Source organism: Ruegeria sp. K7, from assembly GCF_056531785.1.
Map to the genome: position 1 here is coordinate 135,621 of NZ_JBQFMJ010000010.1, position 23,278 is coordinate 158,898.

Annotated in this window: 14 protein-coding genes; 7 read left to right on the forward strand and 7 right to left on the reverse strand. The window is 59.8% G+C overall.

What is annotated here, in order from left to right:
- Positions 1-66: 66 nt before the first annotated feature.
- Genes ACR0FE_RS16230 through ACR0FE_RS16260 form a run of 7 tightly spaced genes read right to left on the reverse strand, consistent with a single transcriptional unit; the run spans position 67 to position 10,313 of the window.
- Entirely contained in the window at positions 67-3,441 is a 3,375-nt protein-coding gene (locus ACR0FE_RS16230) for a CHAT domain-containing tetratricopeptide repeat protein (RefSeq protein WP_480913903.1), read from the reverse strand.
- Positions 3,438-4,076: a hypothetical protein gene (locus ACR0FE_RS16235; protein WP_480913905.1), complete on the reverse strand. Its 639-nt coding sequence runs from the start codon at positions 4,074-4,076 to the stop codon at positions 3,438-3,440. The genes ACR0FE_RS16230 and ACR0FE_RS16235 overlap by 4 nt, the downstream gene beginning before the upstream one ends.
- Positions 4,066-6,177, reverse strand: coding sequence for a caspase family protein (locus ACR0FE_RS16240; RefSeq protein WP_480913906.1), 2,112 nt, complete (start codon positions 6,175-6,177; stop codon positions 4,066-4,068). Before ACR0FE_RS16240 ends, ACR0FE_RS16235 begins: the two co-directional genes overlap by 11 nt.
- On the reverse strand, positions 6,174-6,731 hold the full coding sequence (locus ACR0FE_RS16245) for a hypothetical protein (RefSeq protein ID WP_480913908.1): 558 nt from the start codon (positions 6,729-6,731) through the stop codon (positions 6,174-6,176). The genes ACR0FE_RS16240 and ACR0FE_RS16245 overlap by 4 nt, the downstream gene beginning before the upstream one ends.
- A 3-nt stretch (positions 6,732-6,734) precedes the next feature.
- On the reverse strand, positions 6,735-8,144 hold the full coding sequence (locus ACR0FE_RS16250) for a sensor histidine kinase (RefSeq protein WP_480913910.1): 1,410 nt from the start codon (positions 8,142-8,144) through the stop codon (positions 6,735-6,737).
- Positions 8,141-9,208, reverse strand: a complete 1,068-nt coding sequence (locus tag ACR0FE_RS16255; protein WP_170615836.1) for a response regulator transcription factor — start codon at positions 9,206-9,208, stop codon at positions 8,141-8,143. The genes ACR0FE_RS16250 and ACR0FE_RS16255 overlap by 4 nt, the downstream gene beginning before the upstream one ends.
- A 55-nt stretch (positions 9,209-9,263) precedes the next feature.
- Positions 9,264-10,313 (reverse strand): patatin-like phospholipase family protein, encoded by a 1,050-nt coding sequence (locus ACR0FE_RS16260; protein WP_170806943.1) that lies wholly within the window; start codon positions 10,311-10,313, stop codon positions 9,264-9,266.
- 204 nt (positions 10,314-10,517) lie between these two features.
- Here ACR0FE_RS16260 and ACR0FE_RS16265 point away from each other — a divergent pair, with 204 nt between their 5' ends.
- Genes ACR0FE_RS16265 through ACR0FE_RS16295 form a run of 7 tightly spaced genes read left to right on the forward strand, consistent with a single transcriptional unit; the run spans position 10,518 to position 23,275 of the window.
- Positions 10,518-11,198, forward strand: coding sequence for a hypothetical protein (locus ACR0FE_RS16265; protein ID WP_480913912.1), 681 nt, complete (start codon positions 10,518-10,520; stop codon positions 11,196-11,198).
- Complete coding sequence (locus tag ACR0FE_RS16270; protein ID WP_480913914.1) at positions 11,198-13,063, forward strand: S1C family serine protease; 1,866 nt, start codon at positions 11,198-11,200, stop codon at positions 13,061-13,063. Before ACR0FE_RS16265 ends, ACR0FE_RS16270 begins: the two co-directional genes overlap by 1 nt.
- Before the next feature lie 9 nt (positions 13,064-13,072).
- Positions 13,073-14,359, forward strand: coding sequence for a hypothetical protein (locus ACR0FE_RS16275; RefSeq protein ID WP_480913916.1), 1,287 nt, complete (start codon positions 13,073-13,075; stop codon positions 14,357-14,359).
- On the forward strand, positions 14,359-17,511 hold the full coding sequence (locus ACR0FE_RS16280; RefSeq protein WP_480913919.1) for a virulence factor SrfB: 3,153 nt from the start codon (positions 14,359-14,361) through the stop codon (positions 17,509-17,511). The genes ACR0FE_RS16275 and ACR0FE_RS16280 overlap by 1 nt, the downstream gene beginning before the upstream one ends.
- A gap of 27 nt (positions 17,512-17,538) precedes the next feature.
- Positions 17,539-20,262: a virulence factor SrfC family protein gene (locus tag ACR0FE_RS16285; RefSeq protein WP_480913921.1), complete on the forward strand. Its 2,724-nt coding sequence runs from the start codon at positions 17,539-17,541 to the stop codon at positions 20,260-20,262.
- Positions 20,259-21,323, forward strand: a complete 1,065-nt coding sequence (locus tag ACR0FE_RS16290; RefSeq protein WP_480913923.1) for a hypothetical protein — start codon at positions 20,259-20,261, stop codon at positions 21,321-21,323. Before ACR0FE_RS16285 ends, ACR0FE_RS16290 begins: the two co-directional genes overlap by 4 nt.
- Positions 21,320-23,275, forward strand: coding sequence for a vWA domain-containing protein (locus ACR0FE_RS16295; protein WP_480913925.1), 1,956 nt, complete (start codon positions 21,320-21,322; stop codon positions 23,273-23,275). Before ACR0FE_RS16290 ends, ACR0FE_RS16295 begins: the two co-directional genes overlap by 4 nt.
- Positions 23,276-23,278: the final 3 nt, after the last annotated feature.

Sequence of the window (23,278 nt, forward strand, 5' to 3'; positions counted from 1 at the left end):
TGCCAGAAAAAGCAAACGGGCCGCCTGATCAGGTGGCCCGTTTGCTTTTGTGGCGCAGGTCACCCGTCAGCCTGCGCCAATCATCAGGAACGGGGCCCAGATCGACGGGTGGGAATTCGGCAGTTGGGTCTGATCGCGGCTCGGGTCGTCAAAAAGAGATTTCATCGCCTGCCTCAGCGACTCGGCCTTGCTGGTCTGATTTTGCGAGGCGGTCACGGTGCGGGTAATCAGCGCCTCGGCGGCGCGATCATCTACGCGCCAATGCGAAACAAGCATATTGCGCGCGCCAGCCGAGAAAAAGCCCTGAACCAACCCCCCCAGACCTTCGCCGCCGATCGAATCTTCCCCTGCCGTGTCGCAGGCCGACAGAATGACCCAGTCGGCACCAATATCGAGCTGCGCGGCCTCGGAGGCGGTCAACAGGCCATCGCCAGTGAAACTTCCTTGCGCCGGGGCAGTCGCGTCTGGCGTCAGCGCCAATGCGGGTTCGGCCAACCCTTCGAACGCGCCCGACAACAACCCATGCGTCGCAAAATGCAGAATTTGCGCCTGCGCCAGTTTGCCTTGGCTGTTGAGCGCAACGATTTCCGCTTCGCTTGCTGAGGAACCCAACCGAATGTCGCTGCGGGTCTCTCCGAACAACCCTGCCAGCGTTTCAACTTCGCGCCGGGTGCCCGGCAAACGCGGAAGCGCGCGTACTGCGGTTGCTCGTTGCGAGATCGATCCGCGCATAACGATGTCTGTCTGAGGCAAGGCCGCCAGTTCCGCCCCCTGAAACGCAGGGTCGCCAAATCCGACATATGCCAGCCTGGAGGCTGGTTGCTCGGGGACCCGGGGACGTTTTCGCAGGTTTTCAAGGGCCGCGACGGACGGCACAACCCGCAGCGCGCGCTCATGCCCCAACCAGCGTATTTCGCGCAGGTCCCTTGCGGTGCGACGGTCCTGCAAATGTCGGCCCGGGTCATCCACGATCAGGGCCGCGAAAGGTATGCTCAGCGTTTCACCGTAGGGGACCAACGTCCAGGTCGACTTGGAACCAATCAGATCAGCTATTTCCGGCGATCCGAAAAACGTCTTGTGCAGTCGTTCTGCGGCATCGAAAGCAAACGGGGCGGCATACCGCGTCGCTGCGGCGCCCGACGCGCCCTGCACGTTGGCAAGCGGCGCCCGCAATTGGGCCATATGCTCTGGCGACTTCGGGTCAAGCGTACGCTGGAGATCAAGTATGTCCTGCACCAGAACGTTCCACTTCTGAGGCAATTCAACCATCGCCGCGCCGTCCCGGGTCACGGCAAGAACCAGCCCTTTGATCCCTTTCTTATGCGCGCTCTGGGTTGTGGCTGTCAGGATCATGATCACAGCCTCATCCGGCGCGATTACCTCGCGCTGGATATGGCCCATCGTCAGCGGCGCAGGGATTTGCCATTCGAAGTACTCGGAAAACTGTACCGACATCCGGGACCGCAGACGGTCCAGATCCGAATTCTGAACATCGTTCCCGACCCGCTGGGCCAAAGTCGCTTTCTGCCATTGCGCCGCAAGTTGAACCAGATCGGGGTTTTGCGCCTTGTCCCGGATCGCCGCACGGGCCACAGCGACAGAGGCGGGGCCGTAACCCGCCAGTTGCATGGCCTCAAAGGCCATCTGAACATAGAGGTTCTTCTCCTGCTCACTGCCGGTTTCGGCAGCCTTGAGCGCTGATGAGGCGAACAACTCACCATACACCTGGCCAATCAGGTATACTTTTGCCCCGCCCGCTATCCCTTCCAGCCATTGAAACCCGCGCAGATAGTTCAACAGGTCGACTGTTCCATTCTGGAAGACGGCTGCCGCAGCAGAGAATTGCCCGCCTTTGAGCAGTGCCGACCCATGCGCGTCCACCAATCGGTAGTTGATGTCCAGATCGGGTATCGAACCCGTCCGCTGTTCTCCTTCCCGCTTTTCGATCTGGTTTCTTATGACTGCCAGCGCGGTTTCAATTTGTCCGGCTTCTTGCAGGAAAAAGGCATAGTTGAGTTGTGATGCATAAGCCTCAAGCCGCGTGCCTTGCGCCTCCTCTGCGGCGGCCAGTCGGCGCAGCATTTCCAGATCCGAGGCCGTGGGTTTCTTTCCCGCCTCTGTTCCATCCCAGAACGCAAGCTCCTCCTTGGGCCGGCCCAAGGCGACATTGGCCTGAATTTCCTTGTCCTTGGCCTGCAACCTGCGGGCCTGGACTTGCAGGGTTTCACGGTGATCCGGTCCCAGTTCACGCGTCAGGATATCGATGGATCGGGCATATAGCGGCTTGGCCCCTTTGAAGTTCTGGCGGAAATTCACCAGGTGATCGGCCACTGCGAAATAGACTTGGGCCTGCTGCCGTTCAGGGACCGCACCCGGATCCGAGACGATCAGTTCAAGCGCCGCCATCATTTTGGCCTCATAACTCTCGAACTCGAGATTCGCCAAATCATGTCCGGCCAGCGCCAGCAGCGCAGCAAGACGCTGAGCAGGATCCTCGCTGGACAAGGCATCATCCGCAATTTGCCGGTTCAACTCGCGGGCTGCGAACTTCCGCCCCTCCGCGCGTTCGATATCCTCCAGCGTTCGGCGCGCCCATTGAATAATCTCGTGCCCCTGAGGCAGTTTGCCCTGCGCCGAGGCAAGAACGTCCTCAGTAACGGATCGCGCCTCATCCAGTCTGCCAACACGCTCCAGCGCAATTCCGTATCGCAGCCGCGCGTAAAGGTGGGACTCGCTGTCAACCGCGTTTAATCTTTTGCCCAGTTCAGACGCTTCACGTGTAGGTTCAAGCGCTGCTTCATAGGCTTCCATCGCGTTCAGGGTATTGGCCAAACCGTTCAATGCCACTTGCAGCTTGCGGCCTTCCGTGTCGTGTTCCCGCGCGATCCCGACCATGTTTTCAAACATTTGCCGGGCGCCATCCAGCTGGTTTGTATCCAGAAGAATTGCGCCAACCAGAATACCGGTATCCAAACCTGCAGCGCTGTTTAACAAACCCAGTTGTTCAAGATCCCGCAGCAGCTCTGAGCTGACACTCAGCGCTTTTTCGTGGTGTCCGAGCAGTTGCAGAAGACTTCCGTATTCATATCGGACATACAGCCCGTCTCGCTGAAGCCACAGACCCTCAATCCGGGCTGCGTCGACCGATTTGGTGTAGGCGCGCAATGCGTCTTCCCTGTCGCCGATGCCGAACAGGATTTCTCCTAGTATCCCATATTGCGCGACCCCGTTCCGTCCTTCGGTGCGCAGGCCCCGGTCGATCATGGGTTCCATCTGCCTGACAAGTTCGCGGACCGTGGCATGATCCTGTGCAACGAAGGCCTGACCGGCTCGGTTTTGCAGCGCTTCCAATTCGGCAGAGTTCTGGTTCTGGGCGACGACCGGCAGGGCCAGAGCCAGCAATAGCGCGAAAACAGCGCCGGGCAGGCGGATGCCGGTCAACCCGGCGCCTCGCAATCCTGATGGGGCGACTGTGGAACAAACAACGCGACGCGCCCCTGACTGCCGCCGGCATTCGTGATCCGCAACGTCGCGTTGACGCAACTGTCGATCCAGACATCCACCAGCGCTGCAATCCCTTCAATGCCGGTCTGCGGGCTGATGTCTGCGGCGATGCTGGTTCCGTCCGAGCCCACGAGTTCAACGTCGATATCAGCCCCACCAGACCCGCGCCACAAGCGAGCCTCGATCCACGTTACTTCCGAGCCGACAAGAAAAACGTCCGTTTCATGAGTTTGTCCGGGCGCAAGCAACAGGTCCAGACGGGCGGCGCCACCAAGCTGACCCCGGGATCCGGTTTCGAGAACAGTGTCCAGCAAATCCGCTCCTCCGGGCATGTCACGCAGCGCGTCGGCTAAAGGCAAGACCGAGAACGGATCGTCCTGGTCCAGAGTGCCGCCTTCCTCAAGCAACACAGCCAGACTGCTGGCAAGGGCCTGCGGTTCGTTTGCCTCAACGGCCCATTCTGCCACAACCAGGGCGCTTTTGCGCAGGTCGGCCGCCTCGGCCGATCCACCCTGACCAAGGAACATCAGGCTCAGAACAGTCAGAACCACAATGTTAATTTTACTGCGCACCGCGTTCGGCCCCCACCTCTGCAACGGTTTTCAGCGGAATAATAACGGCACCGCTTTGCTTGATCACAGTTTCACCGACGGAACGGGTTTTGGCCAGCCCGAATCCGGCATCGGTCAAAAGCGAGGATAGCGAGTTGGCAGGCGCAGATCGGGTTGCGGGCGGTGCGCGTTCGTCCTGTAAATAACGAAAGTCAACCGGGTCCGACCCGGGCATGCCGCGTTCGGCCAGGATCAAAACATGCATCTGACCAGTAGCCAGCACTGCCCCATCCGGCCCACGCGTGGCTTCGGTATAGCGCAGGGTATCGGCCTCTCCGGACCCTATGCGCCAACCGCCTTTTTCGGCATCCCTGTATCCCGACAGGAAATACACCTGATTGTCCGGCGCGACATAAAGGGGCGTCAGATCAACCGGCCAGGGATTGCGATTGTGAACGGAGACCAACACTGTGTCACAGTGGCCAACCTGCAGGATGCCCTGAGGTGCGAACTTCGGCTCAACCTGAACCGCCAAAGCCTCCTGACATACAAATTCTTCGTCTGCTTCACCGGGGATGCGACGGGCACTGGCGGTGATCCCGTGCGACAAGGGGCTGGTCTGCAATATCGCCGCAACCGAGATCAACGCGCGCGACTTTGCGGCCTGCTGCAACATCTGCTCCAGCAGAGGCAATTGGGTCGCATCAAACGGAACAGACAGCGCATCGCGCGCACCGTCGGGAACGGGGTGCAGCACCAGCCGGTCCTTATCGGCGACGATTTGAATGTCCGGATCGTTCTGATCAAGGCGCAACCGTGGCTGCAGGTCCGAGATCATCTGAGCAATCTGCTCCTCAAATTGCGAGCCAGCAGATAGCAGCGACAGCCCTACTGCCAGCGAAAGATCTGTCGGGCGCGAAGAAACCTTTGCGGCCAGGCGGGGCGCGCGGTGCTGAAGCCAGCGCATTCGGAACTGTTCGGGGTCCAGACCCTCGGCTTTGATCTTCTCATCCAGTGTGGCGCGGGTGGTTTCCGGAAGCGGTGCGGTGGCTTGGGTCAGCGTCACTTCGGTTGGCGACACATCGAACAGCAAGGCGCCATCGCTGTCCTCGACTGAAAACACCGTATCTGTCGTAACGCCATCGATGACACCAGCCTCGACAACAACGAGGTCCGAGATGAAAACGGCAAACCGGTTCGGCTCTCCGGCACCCTCAGAAAGCATGGGCTTTGTACCCAAAGCCCCCTCAAACCGCGGATCTGCACGCCCCCAGCCAATATCCCAGAGCGTCGCGGAAACCTGTCTGGCCAGTTCTGAATATGTGGGGGCTTCGGCACTTCGCAACGCACTGGCCAGCGCCCATGTCATCAGGCCATGAACCGTTGGCGAACCCGGCGGTTTCAACTCGTAGGCCAATGATCCAGCCTCGGCGGCATAGAAGCCGGTAAAGTGACCGGGTGCGAGAGTACTGGCTTTCGACAGGTCCACGAGTGGTTCGGCAACCGGGCTGACTGTCTTGACGGGCCTCAGATCGACAAAGCGCGCAACGGCTGTCTCACCCCGCCGAAAGCTGCCGGAATGACAGGTATCCGCAATCAGCCACACATTCGCCCCGGCGGCGATCATCCGGTCTATTCTGGCCCCGATCTCATCGTCCCGGACAACATTGACCGGCGCGTCATCGGCATCAAATGCAAAATCCGAGGGCAAGAAAACCTCATCCAGCCCGTCCACCTCGGATGTGTCCGAACCGGACGCAATCTGCGCACCGTGGCCCGCCATGTAGATCGCTATCTTGTCGCCCGCCTGCGCCTCTGCCGCCAACCGATCCAGCGCGGCCAGAATATTGGCGCGCGTTGGAGTTTCGATAGAAACACCCTCAGTTTCAGTCAGTTCCGGAGAATCCGACAGCACTGAAATCTTTTCTATTGGAACACCTTTGCCAGCAAAAACCTGCGTCATCAGCGCCACGTCCGGGCCCGGTCCGGTCAGGGCTCCACCCAGACGGGCCAGATCAGCAGTGTAATTCATCACGCCAATCAACAGCGCTTTGCGGTCGGGATTAGCGACGGCCGCACCGGCCGACAGAATACATCCCGCTAACAGAAAAACGCGGATCATGGGTCTACAGGCCGGGTTTCAATGACGACCCAGTCAGGGCCACCCGGCACTTGATTGATGTGTATCTCACCTTGCAGGCCTGCAGGCACACAGTTCCAGTTCTGCGCCTCACGTCGGCAGGACGCCCCCGACAGACCAAACACCTGCCGCGCTGAGACGCCTGTTGCGGAAGCAAAGGACGCAACACCCTGCCCCTGTGGGGGGGCGAACCGACTGCCGCCTGGGACAATCCAAACCGTGTTTCGCAAAGACTCAGGCGAGGTATTGCTAATCAAACGATCAAACCGCTCACCCAGCAGTTTGTCCCCTCGCATCAAAAACCGCGCCTCGGCCTGATAGCGGTTTTGCAGTTGCGTTGCGGTTTCGCCTTTGGGGGCGTGTGCGGAAACAATCTCGAGCGCGGTTAGCAACAGGGGCGCGTTTTCAGTTGATACGGCCCAGTCGGCAAGAACCAGACCGGCAGAGACCCGGGCCGCCGCACTGTCTGGTTGTGCCTGCATTCCCGTTGGCAGGACGATCACAAGAAAGGCTGAAAACACTTTTGCCTTCATCATGGCCTACCCTCCCCCGCCCGATGCCGCGCCGGATACCGATGCAACGACCCGCCCGCCGCCTGCATCTTCCGCCAGGCTGGCCGAAAAACGATGTTTCTGCACAATCGCTTTCACCAACCCCAGACCCAACCCATACCCGGTTATACCGGAATGCTCGGCACCTTGCGCGAAACGCTCGAACGCATGCTCGGTAAAGCCTTGCGACAAGGCCCCGGCATTGGAAATCTTGAGGTCGAATCGTGTCGCATCCCCGGTCAATTCGACCCGGATTTCGCTGTTTGCGGCAGCGTATTTTACGGCGTTGGACAAGAGGTTCGACAGCATGAGTTCCAGAAGATGCGAGTTGCCGGTGACACGTAGCGACTTGTCTATGTGCTGAACCAGACTTCGCCCGTTTGCCTGCAGGTCTTCTTCGAAATCGTAAACAAGGTCTTCCAGCAAATCCCCCAGCGGGACGTCTGGTTCCAGCCGGATATCTGCATCGGACTGAAGCCGGAACAATTGCATGATGGATTGCAGGCGGGCGTCAGCGGCATCTATTCCCATGTCGATACGCTGTGCGTGAATCTGCCTGTCCTGCGCGTTTTGTGCATTCAGCAGCTTCCGCATGCCGCTGCGAATATTCTGAAGCGGTGTCCGCAACTCATGCGCCAGATGGGCGGACAGGGCACGCAAATCTGCGAACAGCCCGTCAATCTTGGGCAGCGCTTCGTTCAACTGGCGACCCAGCTCGCGCAATTCCGGCGCGGGCGTTTCATCTTCAAACCGAATGCCGGTCTCGCCCGAAGAATACCGCTCAAGCAGCCGGTTCACCCGTTGCAGGCTGCGTCGGTACCGTTGCCAATGCGCGATCTGTAACAGGATCATCAAACCGCATACGACAAGTGAGACACCGGCAATGGCAAGCGCCAGCCAACGTGCGCGTTGGGTTTCGAAACTGGGCGATTCAATTCCAAAGACAAGCGCAACATCCCCAACGGGCAGCGCCCAGTCCTGTGAGGCCGCAGCAACATCAACCGATCTGGTTTCAAAGTCGGCCCCATCCAGCGACGCATGTCCCTGCCCGTGCTCAAGGGCGCTGGCTGCGCCCGGTGTTGTTTCCAGCAGAACGCGCCTGCGATCTCCGCTGATCTGCCAGATCGCCAGTTCCAGCCGGTCGGTGCCCGGCAGAACTATGTTGCGTGACCGATCGAACGCGGTGGCCAGCCCACTGACGCCACTGTCTTCGAGAATACGCAGCATCTGCGCTTCGACGCTTTTTAGGGTCTGCCGGTCCGCCCTGTCTGCCGCCGAGAATACGGACAGACAGAATATTGCCGCCAATGTCAGGAAAACACCAAGCGCCGCATAAAACAGCCCTTGTCCCGTTACCATGCGGGACAGTTTCGGGTTTTCTCCGATCAGGTGGATCACTGATCCGGGCTTTCATCAGCGGGAATGCGCAGCAATGCCTCGGACCGGAAAACATAGGCATCCCCATCGGTTTCCAGGAATTCCGGGTACGTCTCGCCGCGCGAATCCAGAGCGGACTTGAAATCGCGCACCAGCCGGTGCCGGGCCGCCGTCACCGGGTTCGAGCCGACATCCATGAACGTCTTTTGCCAAACGTCCAGATAGATCATCCGCTTGGGGATCGGCAGGCCGTCGCGCTCGGCCAGGTAGATCAGCATTTCGCATTCTTTCGGCCGCAGTTCGACACGCGCGCCGCGCCACCGGACGATCCTGTCCTTACGGCTGATCTCAAGCGGGCCAAACACCATCGTTTCTTCCGAAACCAAGGGACGCAATAGCACCTGAACGCGCGCGCGCAACTCGCCCTCGTGAACCGGCTTGCAGATGTAGTCATCTGCCCGCGCGGTCTCGAGCCCGCGGATACGTTCCTCGATGGAATCCAGTGCGGTGAACAACAGGGCCGGAATTCGGATGCCGAGGTCGCGCAGACGCGAGATAAAAGTCAGGCCGTCCCCATCCGGCAGGCCGCGGTCCACGACCAGCGCGTCAACCGGCCCGGCTTCGAACCTGTTCTGCGCATCCTTCAGGGTGCGTACACGCATGGCGTCCATACCGGCCTCGCGCAGGACATCCACCGCCCAGTCTCCGATTTCCTCTTCATCTTCCACAATCAGTACGCGCGGAGGCTGCGCCTGATGCCGAAGCGCCTGCACCCGTGTCAGGAACTCATCATCCGCCCCGGTGGCCGACATGACGTCGTCCGCGCCAAGCGCAATCAGCTCGTCCCGGCGATTGCGAAAACTGACCCCGTGGGACAGAGAAAAAAGAACCAGAACCCGTGCCGCGTTCTGTGCAACCTGTGTCAGACGCTCATTCGCCTGGTCATCCGTCAGGGTTTCAACGTCCAGAACAGTGACTGTCGCACCCTCGTCGCCGATGATCAGCTTTTGCGCATCCAGAATGGCAATGCGTGAAGCTTTCTTTTCCGGAACACCGTCCAAATATGAAACATCTACAGTATTCATGATGTACTATCCGTTTTCTCCGATTGGGGACGATATGATTTGAACTGTCAATTCCCTAGGCTGCCTGCAGGTTTCCAACCAACGGCAGAGGCTCAACAATCGTTGCTTCGGCCAACAGTTGCGCTGCTTCAAATAGCCTTTCCTTCCCTGAAAAATCCGCGATTTTTCGCATGTTGCGCAGTTCACCGGGCTCAAGTTCAAAACCAAGCGCATCGAAGGTGTCGCGGGTCAGGCTCATGTCGTAATGGGTGTGCTGCAATCCCGAACCTAACATGTCTGCCATATCGCGCATCAGCTCCCGAGACAGCGCCTCGCCATCCTTGATCAGGCCGAAGAGGCCACGGAAGGCCCTGAAGACTGACACTTTGTCTGTCAGGGAATTGCCCGAATAAACAGGGCGCGAACTGCCCGTACCCAATGAGGTCAATGCAATGCGCTGCACACCACGAGCCCGGGTCAGGCGGGTCAGCAGGTAAGACGGATCATTGAACAGGCTAAAGCCGCCATCCACCAGACGGGTCTCGCCCACGCCGCGCAATGTCATGGACACCGGCGAGAACAGACCGGGGGCTGCAGTGCTGGCGCGCAAGAGGTCGGACAGAGGCAGTTTTTCGCATCGGATTTCGGCGGACAATACGCGGTCCACACCGTAGTCAATCGTTGTAAACGCGATCGAATTCCCGCGCTGCAGGTCTTTGGCCAGCAATGTCAGGTCGCATTCCAGATCGTTGCGGTCCAGCAGCCGCCCCTGCGTGCGCTGTTCGAAGAAGCTGTGCAGCAGATCGCCGTCGAAGATGTCCTGCAAGAGCGGTACAGCCCGCTTGCGCCGTTTGAAACCGCGCGGCACATCCTGCAAATAAAAATCCGCAATATCCCGAGCGGAAAGGCCCAGCGCGACGCCGGCGGCAATCACTGCCCCAGTCGAGGATCCGGACACGGAATCGAAGCTGTCGGACAGGCGATAATGGGGGCCATATTTCTCTTTCCCCAGGGCCTCGATACGCAGCAACATGGCGGCCGGGATAACGCCCAGCAAACCGCCTCCGGAAACGGACAACAGTGAACTTTCGGTAACTGGTCCTGCGGTGTTTTCAAAGTCAAACATCTCGAACTCTCCGGACGATTTTGCCATTGCCTAAAATGGTAGGCTCTGCGGTTAGAAGTTTGAAATGACAGCTTTTGTAAGCGCGGCTGTGTGACAAGTTCTGTAACTGGCCAAATTCTGAGATTTGCGTTGACCATGAGTTATGAGTCACGTTTACTTATCTTCAATTTGTAGGGGGCTATTTTTCTTTTGTTTCGGGCTGTGTTGGCATTTTTGACGACTGGTGTGTTGATCGCGATCGTTGCCTGGTCTGCCGCCGCGCTTGTTCCTGCATGCGGCGCAAATGATCGGATCGCAGGAACCTGGCTGGATTGGTGCCCTGTCAACAAGGCCGAGCAGGCTGAACAGAGGCTGGCGGCACTCGAACGACAAAACCAGGAACTGGTCGATCGCATTTTGCGGCACGAACGCGAGCTTGCATTGTTGCAGTGTGAGCCCAAGGCACCGCAACAGGCCGCGCTGCCCGATTTGGCCCCCGTACCCGACAAGATCGACCCTCAGGACTGGGACAATCAGCGTATCGGATTGCTGGAAGGGTGCTGGGAACTGGATTCCCGGTTTGTGACCACCAACAGACGGACCGGCGTGAAGACTGATTACAACCAGTGGACCATGTGTTTCGACGCCAGTGGCAATGGGCGCGAAGAAATGCGTGCCGATAACGGCAACAGCTGCGCCGGACCGGTGACCGGCGCGTTCGCAGCTGATGGATCGCTGATTATCGACGAACCCGGCAACCTGCAATGCAGCGACGGCGGATACATCTACCGCCTGAGCAGCAGCTGTAAACTGAATGAATCCGGCACGGCCAGCTGTGTCGTGACGCAACCAGAAGTCGGCAGTTCGACAACCGTCGAATTCCGCCGACCCGCAAGGGGCAACTGATGGCTGAACACTTTCTGACTAAGACGCAAATCGAACTGGGCCAGTGCCTTGAGGCTGGAGACGAGCTTGCGATTGAGGCCTATCCGGCTCTGCTGGACGCGCTCACCGCGCATGGGGGTGAGGAAACGGCGCACCTATTTGCCGAACCGCTGCTCAGCCGGGGAAACGATCAGGTGGCTCCGTCGGTGTCGTGGTATACCGACATCAAGGGAAATGCGACGCCGTTCAATCGTCTGGATGACGCCGCGCAGAACGCGCTGGGGCAGGAGCTGACCCGCAGGCTGGCGCCACTTCAGGCCGCCTTGGGCAACGAGCAGACCGGAAGCCTGATTGGCAGCGCCCTTCATATCCCTGACATGAACGATGTCTGGTCCGTGGACGGAACACCGGTCATCATCAACTGGGGCATGTTGCCCGCCGGAGCCAGCCGCGAAACCGAAACACGCGCGAAACACTATGCACAAACTCTGGGGCGTTTTCTTCCCCTGCCTTCTGCACCGCCTTTGTCGTCAGGCGAAGCGCAGGAAATGGCCGCGCAGAAACAGGCTGTTGCCCCGGCAACTCCTGCGCCAGACGCGGCGGCAGCGACAGCAGCGGCAGCCACGGCGGCTCCGGTCGCAGCAGCAGCCGCAACGGCCGATCCAACACCGCCGCCTCCGCCTTCTCAGGCACCGGCAACACCGCAGCGGGTGCCGCTTTGGGCCTGGCTGCCGTTGCTGTTGCTGCTTCTGCTGGCCGGCGGCGTCCTGATCTGGCTGCTGATCCCCGGAAATCGCATTTTCCCGGACCTTGCCAAAGACCGCGCGGTCACTGACGAGGCGGCACTTGCGGCGGTTCTTAGCACCAACAAATCGCTGGAACAGCGTCTGGCAGACCTGCAGTTTGCGCTGGATGGCGCGGTTTGCGAAGCGGATGGCACCTTGCTGATGCCCAACGGTCGCACGATCGAAGGGTTGCTGCCGCCCGATCCGAATGACCGCGCCGACATACCCGGCGCAGTGCGCCCCGCTGACAGAACCTCTATTCTGCCCCCCAATCCGGAGCGCGTGAAAATTCAGGATTCCGATAACCCCAAGGACACCAAATCGCTGCTTGCCTATATCGAGGAGCGGACTGCCATGGTCCTCGCCCCGTCGCCCGAAGGGTTGGGCAGCGGGACAGGTTTCTTTGTGGGTCCGGACCTTCTGGTCACCAATCACCACGTTATCGCATCTCCTGGTGCGACGATTTATGTAACCAACAATGCGCTCGGTTCATTGAGAGAAGCGCAGGTTCTCAAGACATTTGGCCCGTTCCAGTCCACGGGTGGCGATTTTGCGCTGCTGCGTGTTCAAGGCGCACAACAGCCTTCGTTCAACGTGCTGGATTCCGCGGAATCGCTGCGCCTGCAATCCGTTATCGCCGCGGGCTACCCGGGTGATCTGCTGCAAAGTGACGCGAATTTCCAACAACTCCGGTCCGGTGACAGAACCGCCGTTCCGGAATTGGCGGTCACAGACGGCACTGTATCGGCCGAACAGACACTGCCACCGCAAACCAAAGTGGTTGTGCATTCAGCGCCGATTTCCAAGGGTAATTCGGGCGGTCCGCTGGTTGATATGTGCGGCCGGTTGGTTGGCGTGAATACCTTTGTCAAAGTCGGCCCGATGCGCAGCCTGAATTTCGCGCTGTCTACCGGCGACCTGATGCGTTTTCTTGCCGACACAGGCGCGCTTCCCGCCGTTGTGACACAAACCTGCGCCCCGCAGGTTCAGCGCCCGCTGCCGCCGGAAACCGCACAGGCGTCGGGGGCAGCACCTGAAAGCCCTGCCCCGGAAACCAACGCACTTCCGAAACTGCCGGCGCTGACGCCCAAATCCGAGTGAGCCGCAACGATGTTTGAAGCTTTCCTCGCAAATACGTCGACGCAAGGGCTTTCCCCGCTGGGAACGGCACCGCAGCGGTCATTCGAACTGATCTCGGGCACAGTTCGGGACAAATTGGGCGAACGTCACGCCGCCCTGTTTGCCGAACCAGTGGCGACCCAGTACGGGGATCGGTTCGACTGGTATGCCGTGACGGGCGGCAAACCCCACAGGCTGGACACATTCGAAGAGGAGGAGCGCGCCGCCATCGACGCGGACCTTCAGGGCCTGTTGTCGGACATCCGCGAATTGGGCCAATCCCTGCTGGACAGCAACGACCCGGACCAGCAGCGGCTTGGCGAAGCCCTGTCCAACGCAACACGTTATCCCGATGATGGTTGCATCTACGTACTGACGGATGGCGAAACACGTCAGCCCGTGCTGTTGAACTGGGCCTGGGTCTCGGACAATCAGGCCGCGGTTGCAGGCGACCTGAGTGGCAAGGAGGGGGCTGCAAGAGCACAGAAGAAAGCCACGGAAAAGGCGGCAGCGGTTGCTGCGGCCACTGCTGCAGCGGCACCGGCATCCGCCGGAGAAGCGCAGGCCACGGCGGCTGATCGTGGTCCGTTAAACCTCTGGTGGCTGATGTGGTTTGGCTGGCTGCTGCTGATGCTGATGATCGCAGCCATCCTGTATCTGATGGTCGAAGCCTGCGCCCTGCGCATTCCGGGTTTGCCCAGTTACTGCCCGCCGCCGGGTGTGGAGGCATCCGAAGAAGAACGCAGAACACTTTGGCTGCGCGACCGGATCGCCAGCCTCGAGAAAGACATCGGCATTGCCGACCGCGCCTGTCAGCCTGACAAGGCAACAGCGCCGATCCCCGACCCGAAAGACCGGGCGCAACTGGTTCCGGATATCGACAGCGAAAGACTGGCTGAACGCGGTGCACGCGAGGGAAAACTGACGATTTCGTTGCTGTGGGACTCGGTTGCGGACTTACATATGGATGTGCGGTGCCCGGGCAATCAGATCATCAATTACGACAACCGCGCGGCTTGCGGTGGCAACCTGGATATCGGCGGTAATCACGACATTCGTACGGCCGTGCCCAACGCAATCGAAAGCATGTATTTCGACGCCCCGGCCAATGGACCGTACAATATCGCAGTCTCGTTGTTTGACCCCCACGGCCAAAGCACCACGCAATCCTTCCGATTGCGTATCAAGGACGGGGTCGAGACCAAAATATTCAATGGTTCCGTCACAAGCGGCCAACCCGCATGGACCAAACAATACGAAGTTGGAAAGGGAAACTGATGCTCAGGGATCGGAAACCACAAATTCGCAAACTCGCGAATTTGCGCGAAGAAATCACTCTGATTCCGTTTTCGGGAATTCAAATGCTGGATTTCGGCTTTGACATTTCCAAGCTCGAAATGCGCCCTCTGCGATATATTGAAAGGGTCACGGGCGAGCAGGATGGTGAGAACATTCTGACCCTGTTCCCGCTGTCCGGCGATGACACGCGCGACGCCGAAATCCTGGACGCGCGGCGAGACGATGACGACGAATATTCGGTTCGGCCAACTGCGGCGCTGGACCCGTTTCTGGACAAATGGGTGCCGGTGCCTTTCCTGCGCCAGAAAAGCCAGCGCGGCCATGCCGGTGAATTGCAGTTCGACCCCGGCCCGTCCAGCTGGGCGCGTATGCGAACCGTCGAACTGGCCGAACCGGACGCCGAAACCGGGCATACCCACAGGATCCAGATCGCGCTGGACACCACGTTGGTGGATCATCAGCAGGACATGAATTACGTCGCGCCTGAGAAATCGGATGCCGAAAAGGCCCGCGATTTCAAACTGGTGACCGAACCCAACGACATGAGATGGTTCCTGCGCCGTCCCGAAACGGACGAAGACGGCAACATGCTGGATCATCAGCGCTGGGTGTCGGAGTGGCTGAAGGAGCTGTTCATCAACTTCAAGCGCGCTGAACGGCCCGGACGCCGTTTTGCGGAAGAGGACCTGCCGCACCGGTTCGAACATTGGGCACGATACCTGGCTTATCTGCAGGTCGTACAGAATACCGCGAACCCGCCGACCGTCCGTTTTGCCAATACCGTCAGCGAGCGGGACGCTGTTACACCGGTGAATGTCGATCTGGTTCTGGACGTCGGCAACAGCCGGACCTGCGGCATTCTGATCGAGCAGTTTCCGGGTGAAACACGTGTCGATCTGGCGCGGTCCTTCCCGCTGGAAATCCGCGATCTCAGCAAGCCGGAATTCTACTACAGCGGTCTGTTCCCCAGCCGGGTCGAGTTTTCCGATGTCCGGTTCGGCGATGATCGCTATGCCAGTCGTTCGGGACGGCGCAACGCGTTCCTGTGGCCCAGCTTCGTGCGCATCGGCCCCGAAGCGGTGCGGCTGGTTCAGGGCGAGGAAGGGACGGAAACCCTGTCCGGTCTCTCGTCACCGAAACGATACCTATGGGACAGCGCCGCCGTTCAGCAGGACTGGCGGTTCCACAATCACATGGACCCAAACAACCTGCCCAAGGCGGTGCGATCTGCCATGCGCCACCTCAATGAGGCGGGCGACGTGATGAAGCAGGTCCGGTATGAGGAAGAACAACGCCTGCGCCGCCGGGGCGAAACACCCAGCACTCCGGCCATCCGGCCGCGCTTTTCGCGCAGTTCGCTGTTCGGGTTCATGATGGGCGAGATCATTGCGCACGCGCTGATCCAGATCAACGATCCCGCCGGGCGATCCCGCCGGGCGCAATCGGATCTGCCACGCCGTCTGAACCGCATCATCCTGAGCCTGCCAACCGCCACACCGATCAAGGAACAGGCCATCATCCGTTCGCGCACGCAAGGTGCGCTTGGCCTGATCTGGCAGCAATTGGGTTTGGACAGCGCTCAGAAGCCCTATTCGACCAAGCCCGAGGTGATGGTGGACTGGGACGAAGCGTCGTGTACCCAGCTTGTTTACCTTTACAGCGAGCTGACACAGAAATTCGACGGGCGCATCGATACGTTCATCAACCTCAAGGGCAAGCCCCGCATGTCCCCGTCGGGGGCCGAGGAGCCGTCGTTGAGACTGGCCAGCATTGATGTGGGTGGTGGCACAACCGACCTGATGATCACCACCTACCGGAATGAAGCCAACCGGGTTCTGCACCCCGAACAGACGTTCCGCGAGGGGTTCCGCATCGCGGGTGATGACCTGGTTCACCGAGTGGTCAGCGCCATCATCATTCCGCGCATTCAGGAATCCATCGAAGCTGCAGGCGGCGTCTACGTGGCCGAGAAGCTGCGCGAGCTGTTCGGCGGCGACATCGGCGGACAGGATCAGCAGGCCGTTCAGCGACGCCGGCAATTCTCGCTGCGCGTGCTTGTGCCACTGGCCGAGGCAACTCTGGCCCACTGCGAAACCTCGGAAGAGTTCGACCGGTTCGACCTGCCCGTGGCCCGCATTCTGGGTATGCCAGAGCCGGTTGATCCCGAAGATCGGCCTGAAGGTGAAGAAGAGGTAGCAGAAGCACCAACAACCGAGCCGACACCCGATGCGAATGGTGGCCGCGAAGTCGGCTCTGACATCCTGTCATATGTCGAAGAAGCGGCGGCTGCCCTTGGTGCACGCGACTGGAGGCTGGCCGATCTGGTCCTGACCAGCTCGCGCGAAGATGTCGATGCGATCAGCCGCGAGGTGTTCCAGCGCGTTCTGGGCAACATGTGCGAGGTGATCGACCATCTGGGCGTTGATGTCGTGCTGCTGACCGGACGGCCCTCGCGCCTGCCGGCCATCCGCTCGATCGTCGAGGAAATGCTGGTTGTGTCGCCACACCGGCTGATCTCGATGCACCAGTACAAAACCGGGCGCTGGTACCCGTTCCGGGATCCGGTTTCGCAAAAGATCGGCGATCCGAAATCGACCGTTGCGGTCGGCGGTATGCTGATCGCGCTGTCGGAAAACCGTATCCCGAATTTCAAGGTCACGACCGGCGCGTTCCAGATGCGCTCGACCGCGCGGTTTGTCGGTGAGATGGACATCAACGGCCAGATTCCGGACGAACGCATCCTGTTCTCGGATGTCGATCTGGACACGGATGGGTCCAGCAATGACACCGCGACCGTGAACCTCTATTCGCCAGTCTATATCGGATCGCGGCAGTTGCCGCTGGACCGCTGGACAACCACGCCGCTGTTCCGGCTGGATTTTGCGGATACCGGCAACCAGTCACGCCCGCTGCCGATCCGGGTCGAACTGCGCAAGACCGACTTTGACGACAGCGATGGGGAAACCAGCGAAGACAAGCTGCGCCGCGAATCCATGCGCGAGGCGTTCGAGATCGATCAGGTCGAAGACGGCGAAGGCGGCGCGATGAAATCAAGTGATGTCATTTTGCGCCTGCACACCCTTGGGTTCGAAGATGAATACTGGATCGACACTGGCGTGTTCCAGGTCTGATCCGGTTTGAAGATGTGAGACGATGATATGAGCCAACAAGACGCCCTTACCAACCGCTGCACCGATGTCGCCCGCCTGTCCCGCGCCGCGCTGGAATGGATCAATGATCCCGAGAACGCGCAGACCGTCGAGGGCCGCGTCGCCCATCTGCCCAAGGTTCTGCGCAAAGCTGCAAGGCGGGCCGAACGACTGGGGCGCGCTTCGCAAACCAAGATGAGCGTCAGTGTCTTCGGTCCCTCGCAGGCCGGTAAGTCCTTTCTGGTCTCGGTTCTGGCCCGCCCGAACGAGGGGCGTCTGGTGGCCGATTTCAACGGCCCGGGCGGCAAGCTTGACTATATCAGCCAGGTGAATCCGGCAGGCGACGGCGAGTCCACCGGGCTGGTGACGCGGTTCACCATGACCAAGGCCCCGACGCCGGACGGGTATCCGATCCAGCTCAACCTGCTGACCGAGGCCGACATCGCGCGCACGCTGATCAACAGCTTCTACGAGGACGGCGACCTGTCCGAAGAGCCGCCGACACCGGAATCGCTGGGGGCTCATTTTTCGGCCCATTCAGGCAAGGCGCAGCCAGCACCCACCGGCGGGATCGACTATGAAGAAGTCTACGAGATTGCCGATTACGTCCAGAAATGGGTCAGCAAATCGTCATACGCCTTCAATCTGGGCGGGTTCTGGGACGAAGCGGCCGAACTGGCACCGCGCCTGACACCCGAAGACCGGGGTCAGTTCCTGTCAATTCTGTGGGGCGGGTACGAGCCGCTGACCAACCTGTACATCAAACTGTCTAAAGCGCTGGCGACGATCAACCATGCCGAGGTGATCTACGCCTCGCTGGATTCGCTGCAGCCGCGCGAGACCTCAATCATCGACGTCAACACCCTGTCGGGTCTGTTTGGACCGGAGGGCGAGGACATGCTGAATATCCAGACCGCCGCCGGGCAAAACGGTCAGCTGAACCGGGCGGTGACAACCGCGCTGGCGGCGGAACTGGTCTTTCCGATGGAAGAACAGCCATCACCCCTGTTTGCCGAAACCGATCTGCTGGACTTTCCCGGTGCCCGCAACCGGTTTGAGGCACCGCTGTCAGTCACCCTTCGCACTCCCGAAGAAGCCGTGACCAACATGCTGTTGCGCGGCAAGGTGGCCTATCTGTTCGACCGCTACGTTTCGAACCAGGAAATCACCTCGATGCTGCTGTGTGTGCCTGACAGCAACATGGAAACGCTCAGCTTGCCGGGACTGGTCGAGCAGTGGATCGAGCTGACCCACGGCGCGACCCCGGATGAACGGGCAAAGAACGACTGTATTCTGTTCTTCGTGATGACCAAGTTCGACAAACACCTGATCGACAGCGCCTCGGGCGCCGAGGATTACGAGCGGTTCGAGCGGCGCATGGATGCGTCCTTGCTGAAAGGGTTCGGCAAGGTGCCAACGTCTTGGGTTCACAAATGGGCCGGGACCGAACCGTTCACCAACTGCTACTGGTTGCGAAACCCCTATTATCCGATCGAAGCGCTGATCAAATACGAGGATGAGCGCGAGGTCGAGATCATCCCCGACAAGGTCAACCGTCTTGCCGAACTCAAGGCGGGCTGTCTTCAGGCGGAACCGGTGCAAAAGCACTTCAAGGATCCCGAACGGGCATGGGAAGCGGCCTTGGGCCTGAACGATGGTGGCGTCAGCTATCTGATCGAAGAACTGACGAAAGTCTGCAAACCCGAAAGCAAACTGCGCCAGATCAGCAATCAGATCGAAGCGGTCGCCGCCAATCTGTATCAGGAACTGGCCCAGTTCTACATTTCCGATGACGTCGAAAAACGGATCGAGGAAAAGAGGCTGGCCGCCGCCGGTATCATCGACAGTCTTGAACTGACCTTGTCCAACCACCGGTTCGGTGCCTTCCTGAATGCGTTGTCGGTGGATCAGGATGCTGTGCAGGACCGGATTTCGCGGGTGCCTTCGTCAATCCGCATCACGAACGCGGTTGCGAACGAAGCGCACAAACCTGCCGCGGTAACGCCTGCCGCCGCGACCAGCGCACCAAGCCCGGTTCGCCCCGGCGCACCGTTACGTCCCGGCGCACCGGCCAGACCATCGGCCCCGACCTCGCAGGCCAATGCAGCACCGCCTGAAACGGCCGAGGCCGAGGATGACAGGCCAAAGACAAAATCAATCCGCACCATGACGCCCGAAACCTTTCAGGCAGATACCGCGATTTCCGTCTGGGTCGAGGGCCTGAACCGGTTCCGTGAGGATGAAGAACGGCTGGCCATCTTCCAACTGACGCCGGAAAAAGCCGGCGATCTGGTGAATGAAATGGTGCACGGTTTCTCGCGCACCAATGTCCAGAGCGGCATTATGGAACTGCTGCGAAGCATTTCTTACAGCCTGACCGTCGACAAGCAGGCGCCGTCTGCCGCCATTGTCTGCTCGGAACGAATTAATAATTTTGTCACTACGCTTGGCGCCCGCGACATGTTTAATGGACAGGGTCTGGACATTGATCTTGGCGAAGGAGCAAGCAGGAAAGCGTTCGAAAAACACAAGGGCGCAGATACTGCCGAAAGCCTGCCGGAAGTGCCGCGCGCAGCCGCGACAGATACCTGGACGGATTGGGTATTCGCATTGGACGCGCTGTTTGTAGAAAACGCCAAGGACGGTGATGCCGGCACGGTAAATATTGAACAGAACATCAAACTGGGCGGCGTCCTCAACGAGCTGACAGTCAACGCGGAGCAACCCTCGTGATCGAGATCAAACCAGATCCCAAACATCCTCGCGGTGGCTTTGCCGAAATCACCATATCCGGTGCGACCGCCGATGATGATCCGGTCAGCGTTGCGGTGTTCAACAGCTATCAGCAGAAATGGCTGGGCGCGGATGGCTGGCAGCCGAACCGAGCGAGTATCCCGGCGCGCACCGCCGAACAGGGCGGCGACACGCTGCGACTGGTCGTCGGACCCGAGGTTGTAAACCACATCGAAGAAGATACACCCGTTCGGATCGAAGTGGGCGGCGGCAGTTGGGACACCTATTGGCCTGACGATATCAATGCTGGCCCGGACGAGGCCGTCATTGGTGGCATCGGCGGCACCGGCACGGCACCCGAAGTCAAAGCACCAACCGTAATGGTGGCGCAACCGCAGACAGACGATGCCGAAAGTGGTGTCGACGTGGGCGATGATGGGGACGCAAAGTCACCTGAAAGCAATCTGGAAGGCAAGGGCAGCGTCGCCCCGTCAGGTACGTCAGAGGAAGAATCCGAAGGAAAATCCAGCAAGTCCGGATTGATTATCGGCGGGGTCGTGGTGGCAGCGGTCCTTGCCGCGCTTGCCTATCTGTTCCTGATGCCGGGCACCACGCCGGAAGATGACCCGGTCGAAGTGACTGAGCCGGAACCCGCGCCCGACCCTGAACCGGCCCCGGTACAGAATGCCTGCGCTATGTCTCAGTTTGCCGAACTTTCGTCGCAAGGTTTCGACGCGGTGGCAGGCAAAATGCGCGAATGCGGTGGCAGTTTGTCGGCCGATGACGCACTGGGTCTTGTCGAAAAAGCGGCCCTTGCCGGAGATGCCGAAGCGCTTGCCATGTTCGGCTCAATTTACGACAGTGGCGTCACGGATGACGTCATCGAAGGTCAGATCGGCCTGACATTCCCTGATAAGCCGTCCCTGGCGGCCGAGTATTACGACAGGGCCGTCAAGGCCGGGTCCCAGGAGGCAGCAGATCGCCTGGCAGCGGTCTGTACACGTCTGCGGATCAAGTCCGATTCCCTGTCGAAAAGCGCGTTTGAAGATTATTGCCAGTGACCCAGAGGATCCTGAAAACCATGCACCCTGCCCTGATACTCCGGTTCGTTGCCGTCTTTGCATTGCTCTGGGCGTTTGGGGCGGCTGGTGCGGAGGCACAGCAACGCAAACCCCTGCTGCTTGAAGGAACCCAAACAATCTATGAACGGGTCCTGACCCGCCCCGGCACCACACTTCACCCGTCGGCAAACGGCCCTGCGCAATCGACCTATCCGGCCTTTCAGCCGCTTTATGTCTTTGCACGGCAAGACGGTTGGCTTGAAGTTGGCCCAAGCCCGAATATCGCGCCCGAAGGCTGGGTGCAGGAGCCCGGCACCGTACCCTGGAAGCAGAACATTGTCGGTGCCTTTACCAACTCCGCCGGTCGCAGCCGTCAACTGCTGTTCGATACGCAGCAAAACTTGGATTGGCTGATGAACCACGAAGCGCTGCGCGATGTGCAGGAGCGTCTGGTCGCCGAAGCCTCGGCCGGTGTTGTTGACGGTCAGAATGGTGTCGTCTCGGTCGAACCACAGGAATTCGTCAATATCCGCGACGAACTGTATCTGATGCCGATCCTCGATTTCACCGAAGCGTTGCATCCGCTGACCTATGACGAGGTCCTGCTGATGCAGGTGGCCTCGGTCCCGAAACAAGAGGATACGGCTGGCGCACAGGAACTGCAGGGCGATCCGGCGGCCTTTGATGTGGGCATCGTCTTTGTTCTGGACACGACACAGTCGATGGAACCTTACATCGCGGCCACACAGCGCGTTCTGCAGAACACAGTGCGTCAGATTGAGGGCACAGAAATCGGCAAGCTGGTCAATTTCGGAGTGATCGGATTTCGCGACAACACCGAAGCTGTGCCAGAGCTGGAATACCGCACCAAAACTCTGATGGATGTGGAACGGCGTCAGGATCAAAGCCCGGTTTTGTCTGCGATTGGCGAGGCAACCTATGTGGCCCGCGCCAATTCGCCCGGTTTCAACGAAGACAGCCTTGCGGGCGTTGAGGATGCGATTGATACGATTGATTGGGAATTGTCCAAGGGCGACGGCGACAAGATCGATGCGCGCTATGTCATTCTTGTGACCGACGCCGGGCCGAAGGACCCGCGGGATCCGAACGCTCGGTCCGAGATCGGAACCGTCGAACTGCAGAAAGACGCCGAAGGCCGCAATATCGTCGTCATGACGCTGCACCTCAAAACCCCCAACGGGCAGGGCAATCACGCTTATGCCGCCGCCAAATACCGTGAGCTTTCGCGCTTTGCCGGACGGGAGTACTATTTCCCTATCGAAGGCGGCTCGGAACAGGCATTCGAAGGCGTCGTCACCCGGCTGGTGACCGCACTGACCGACCATGTCCGTATCGTCCGGGGCGAAAAAACGGTGCTCAACCCGGAAGAGGCCGGCGAGGGCCTGGTCGAACTGGGCCGCGCCATGCAACTGGCCTGGCTGGGCGAGCAGAAAGGCACGCAAGCCCCTGACGTGATCAAGGGCTGGCTGTCCAATCGCGCTGTCGAAGCACCCGACCGGCTTGCCATCGAACCGCGCCTGCTGGTGACCAAGAACGAGATGGCCAGCATGGCCGAGTTTCTGGACAACCTAGTGCGCTTTGGCGAAACCGCGCAAAGCTCGGAACAGTCGCTTGATTTCTTCTCGCAGGTTCGGGGCCTGATCGCGGATATGGCGCAGAACCCGGACCTGCTGGTCAACGCAAACGCCGACACGCTGGGCGGCGCGATGGAGTTTCTGGACCGTCTGCCCTATCAAAGCCAGGTTCTGGGCATGAGCGAGCAACGCTGGGCCGAAAGCGCCATGTTCCGCCGCAGCGTGATCGATGGCATGCGCCAGAAACTGACCCAATATCGGAAGTGGCTGTTTGACAGCACCGTCTGGACTGCACTTTACGAGGGCGCGCCTGACGGCGAGCATGTCTTTGCCATGCCCTTTGACGTGTTGCCCTGACCG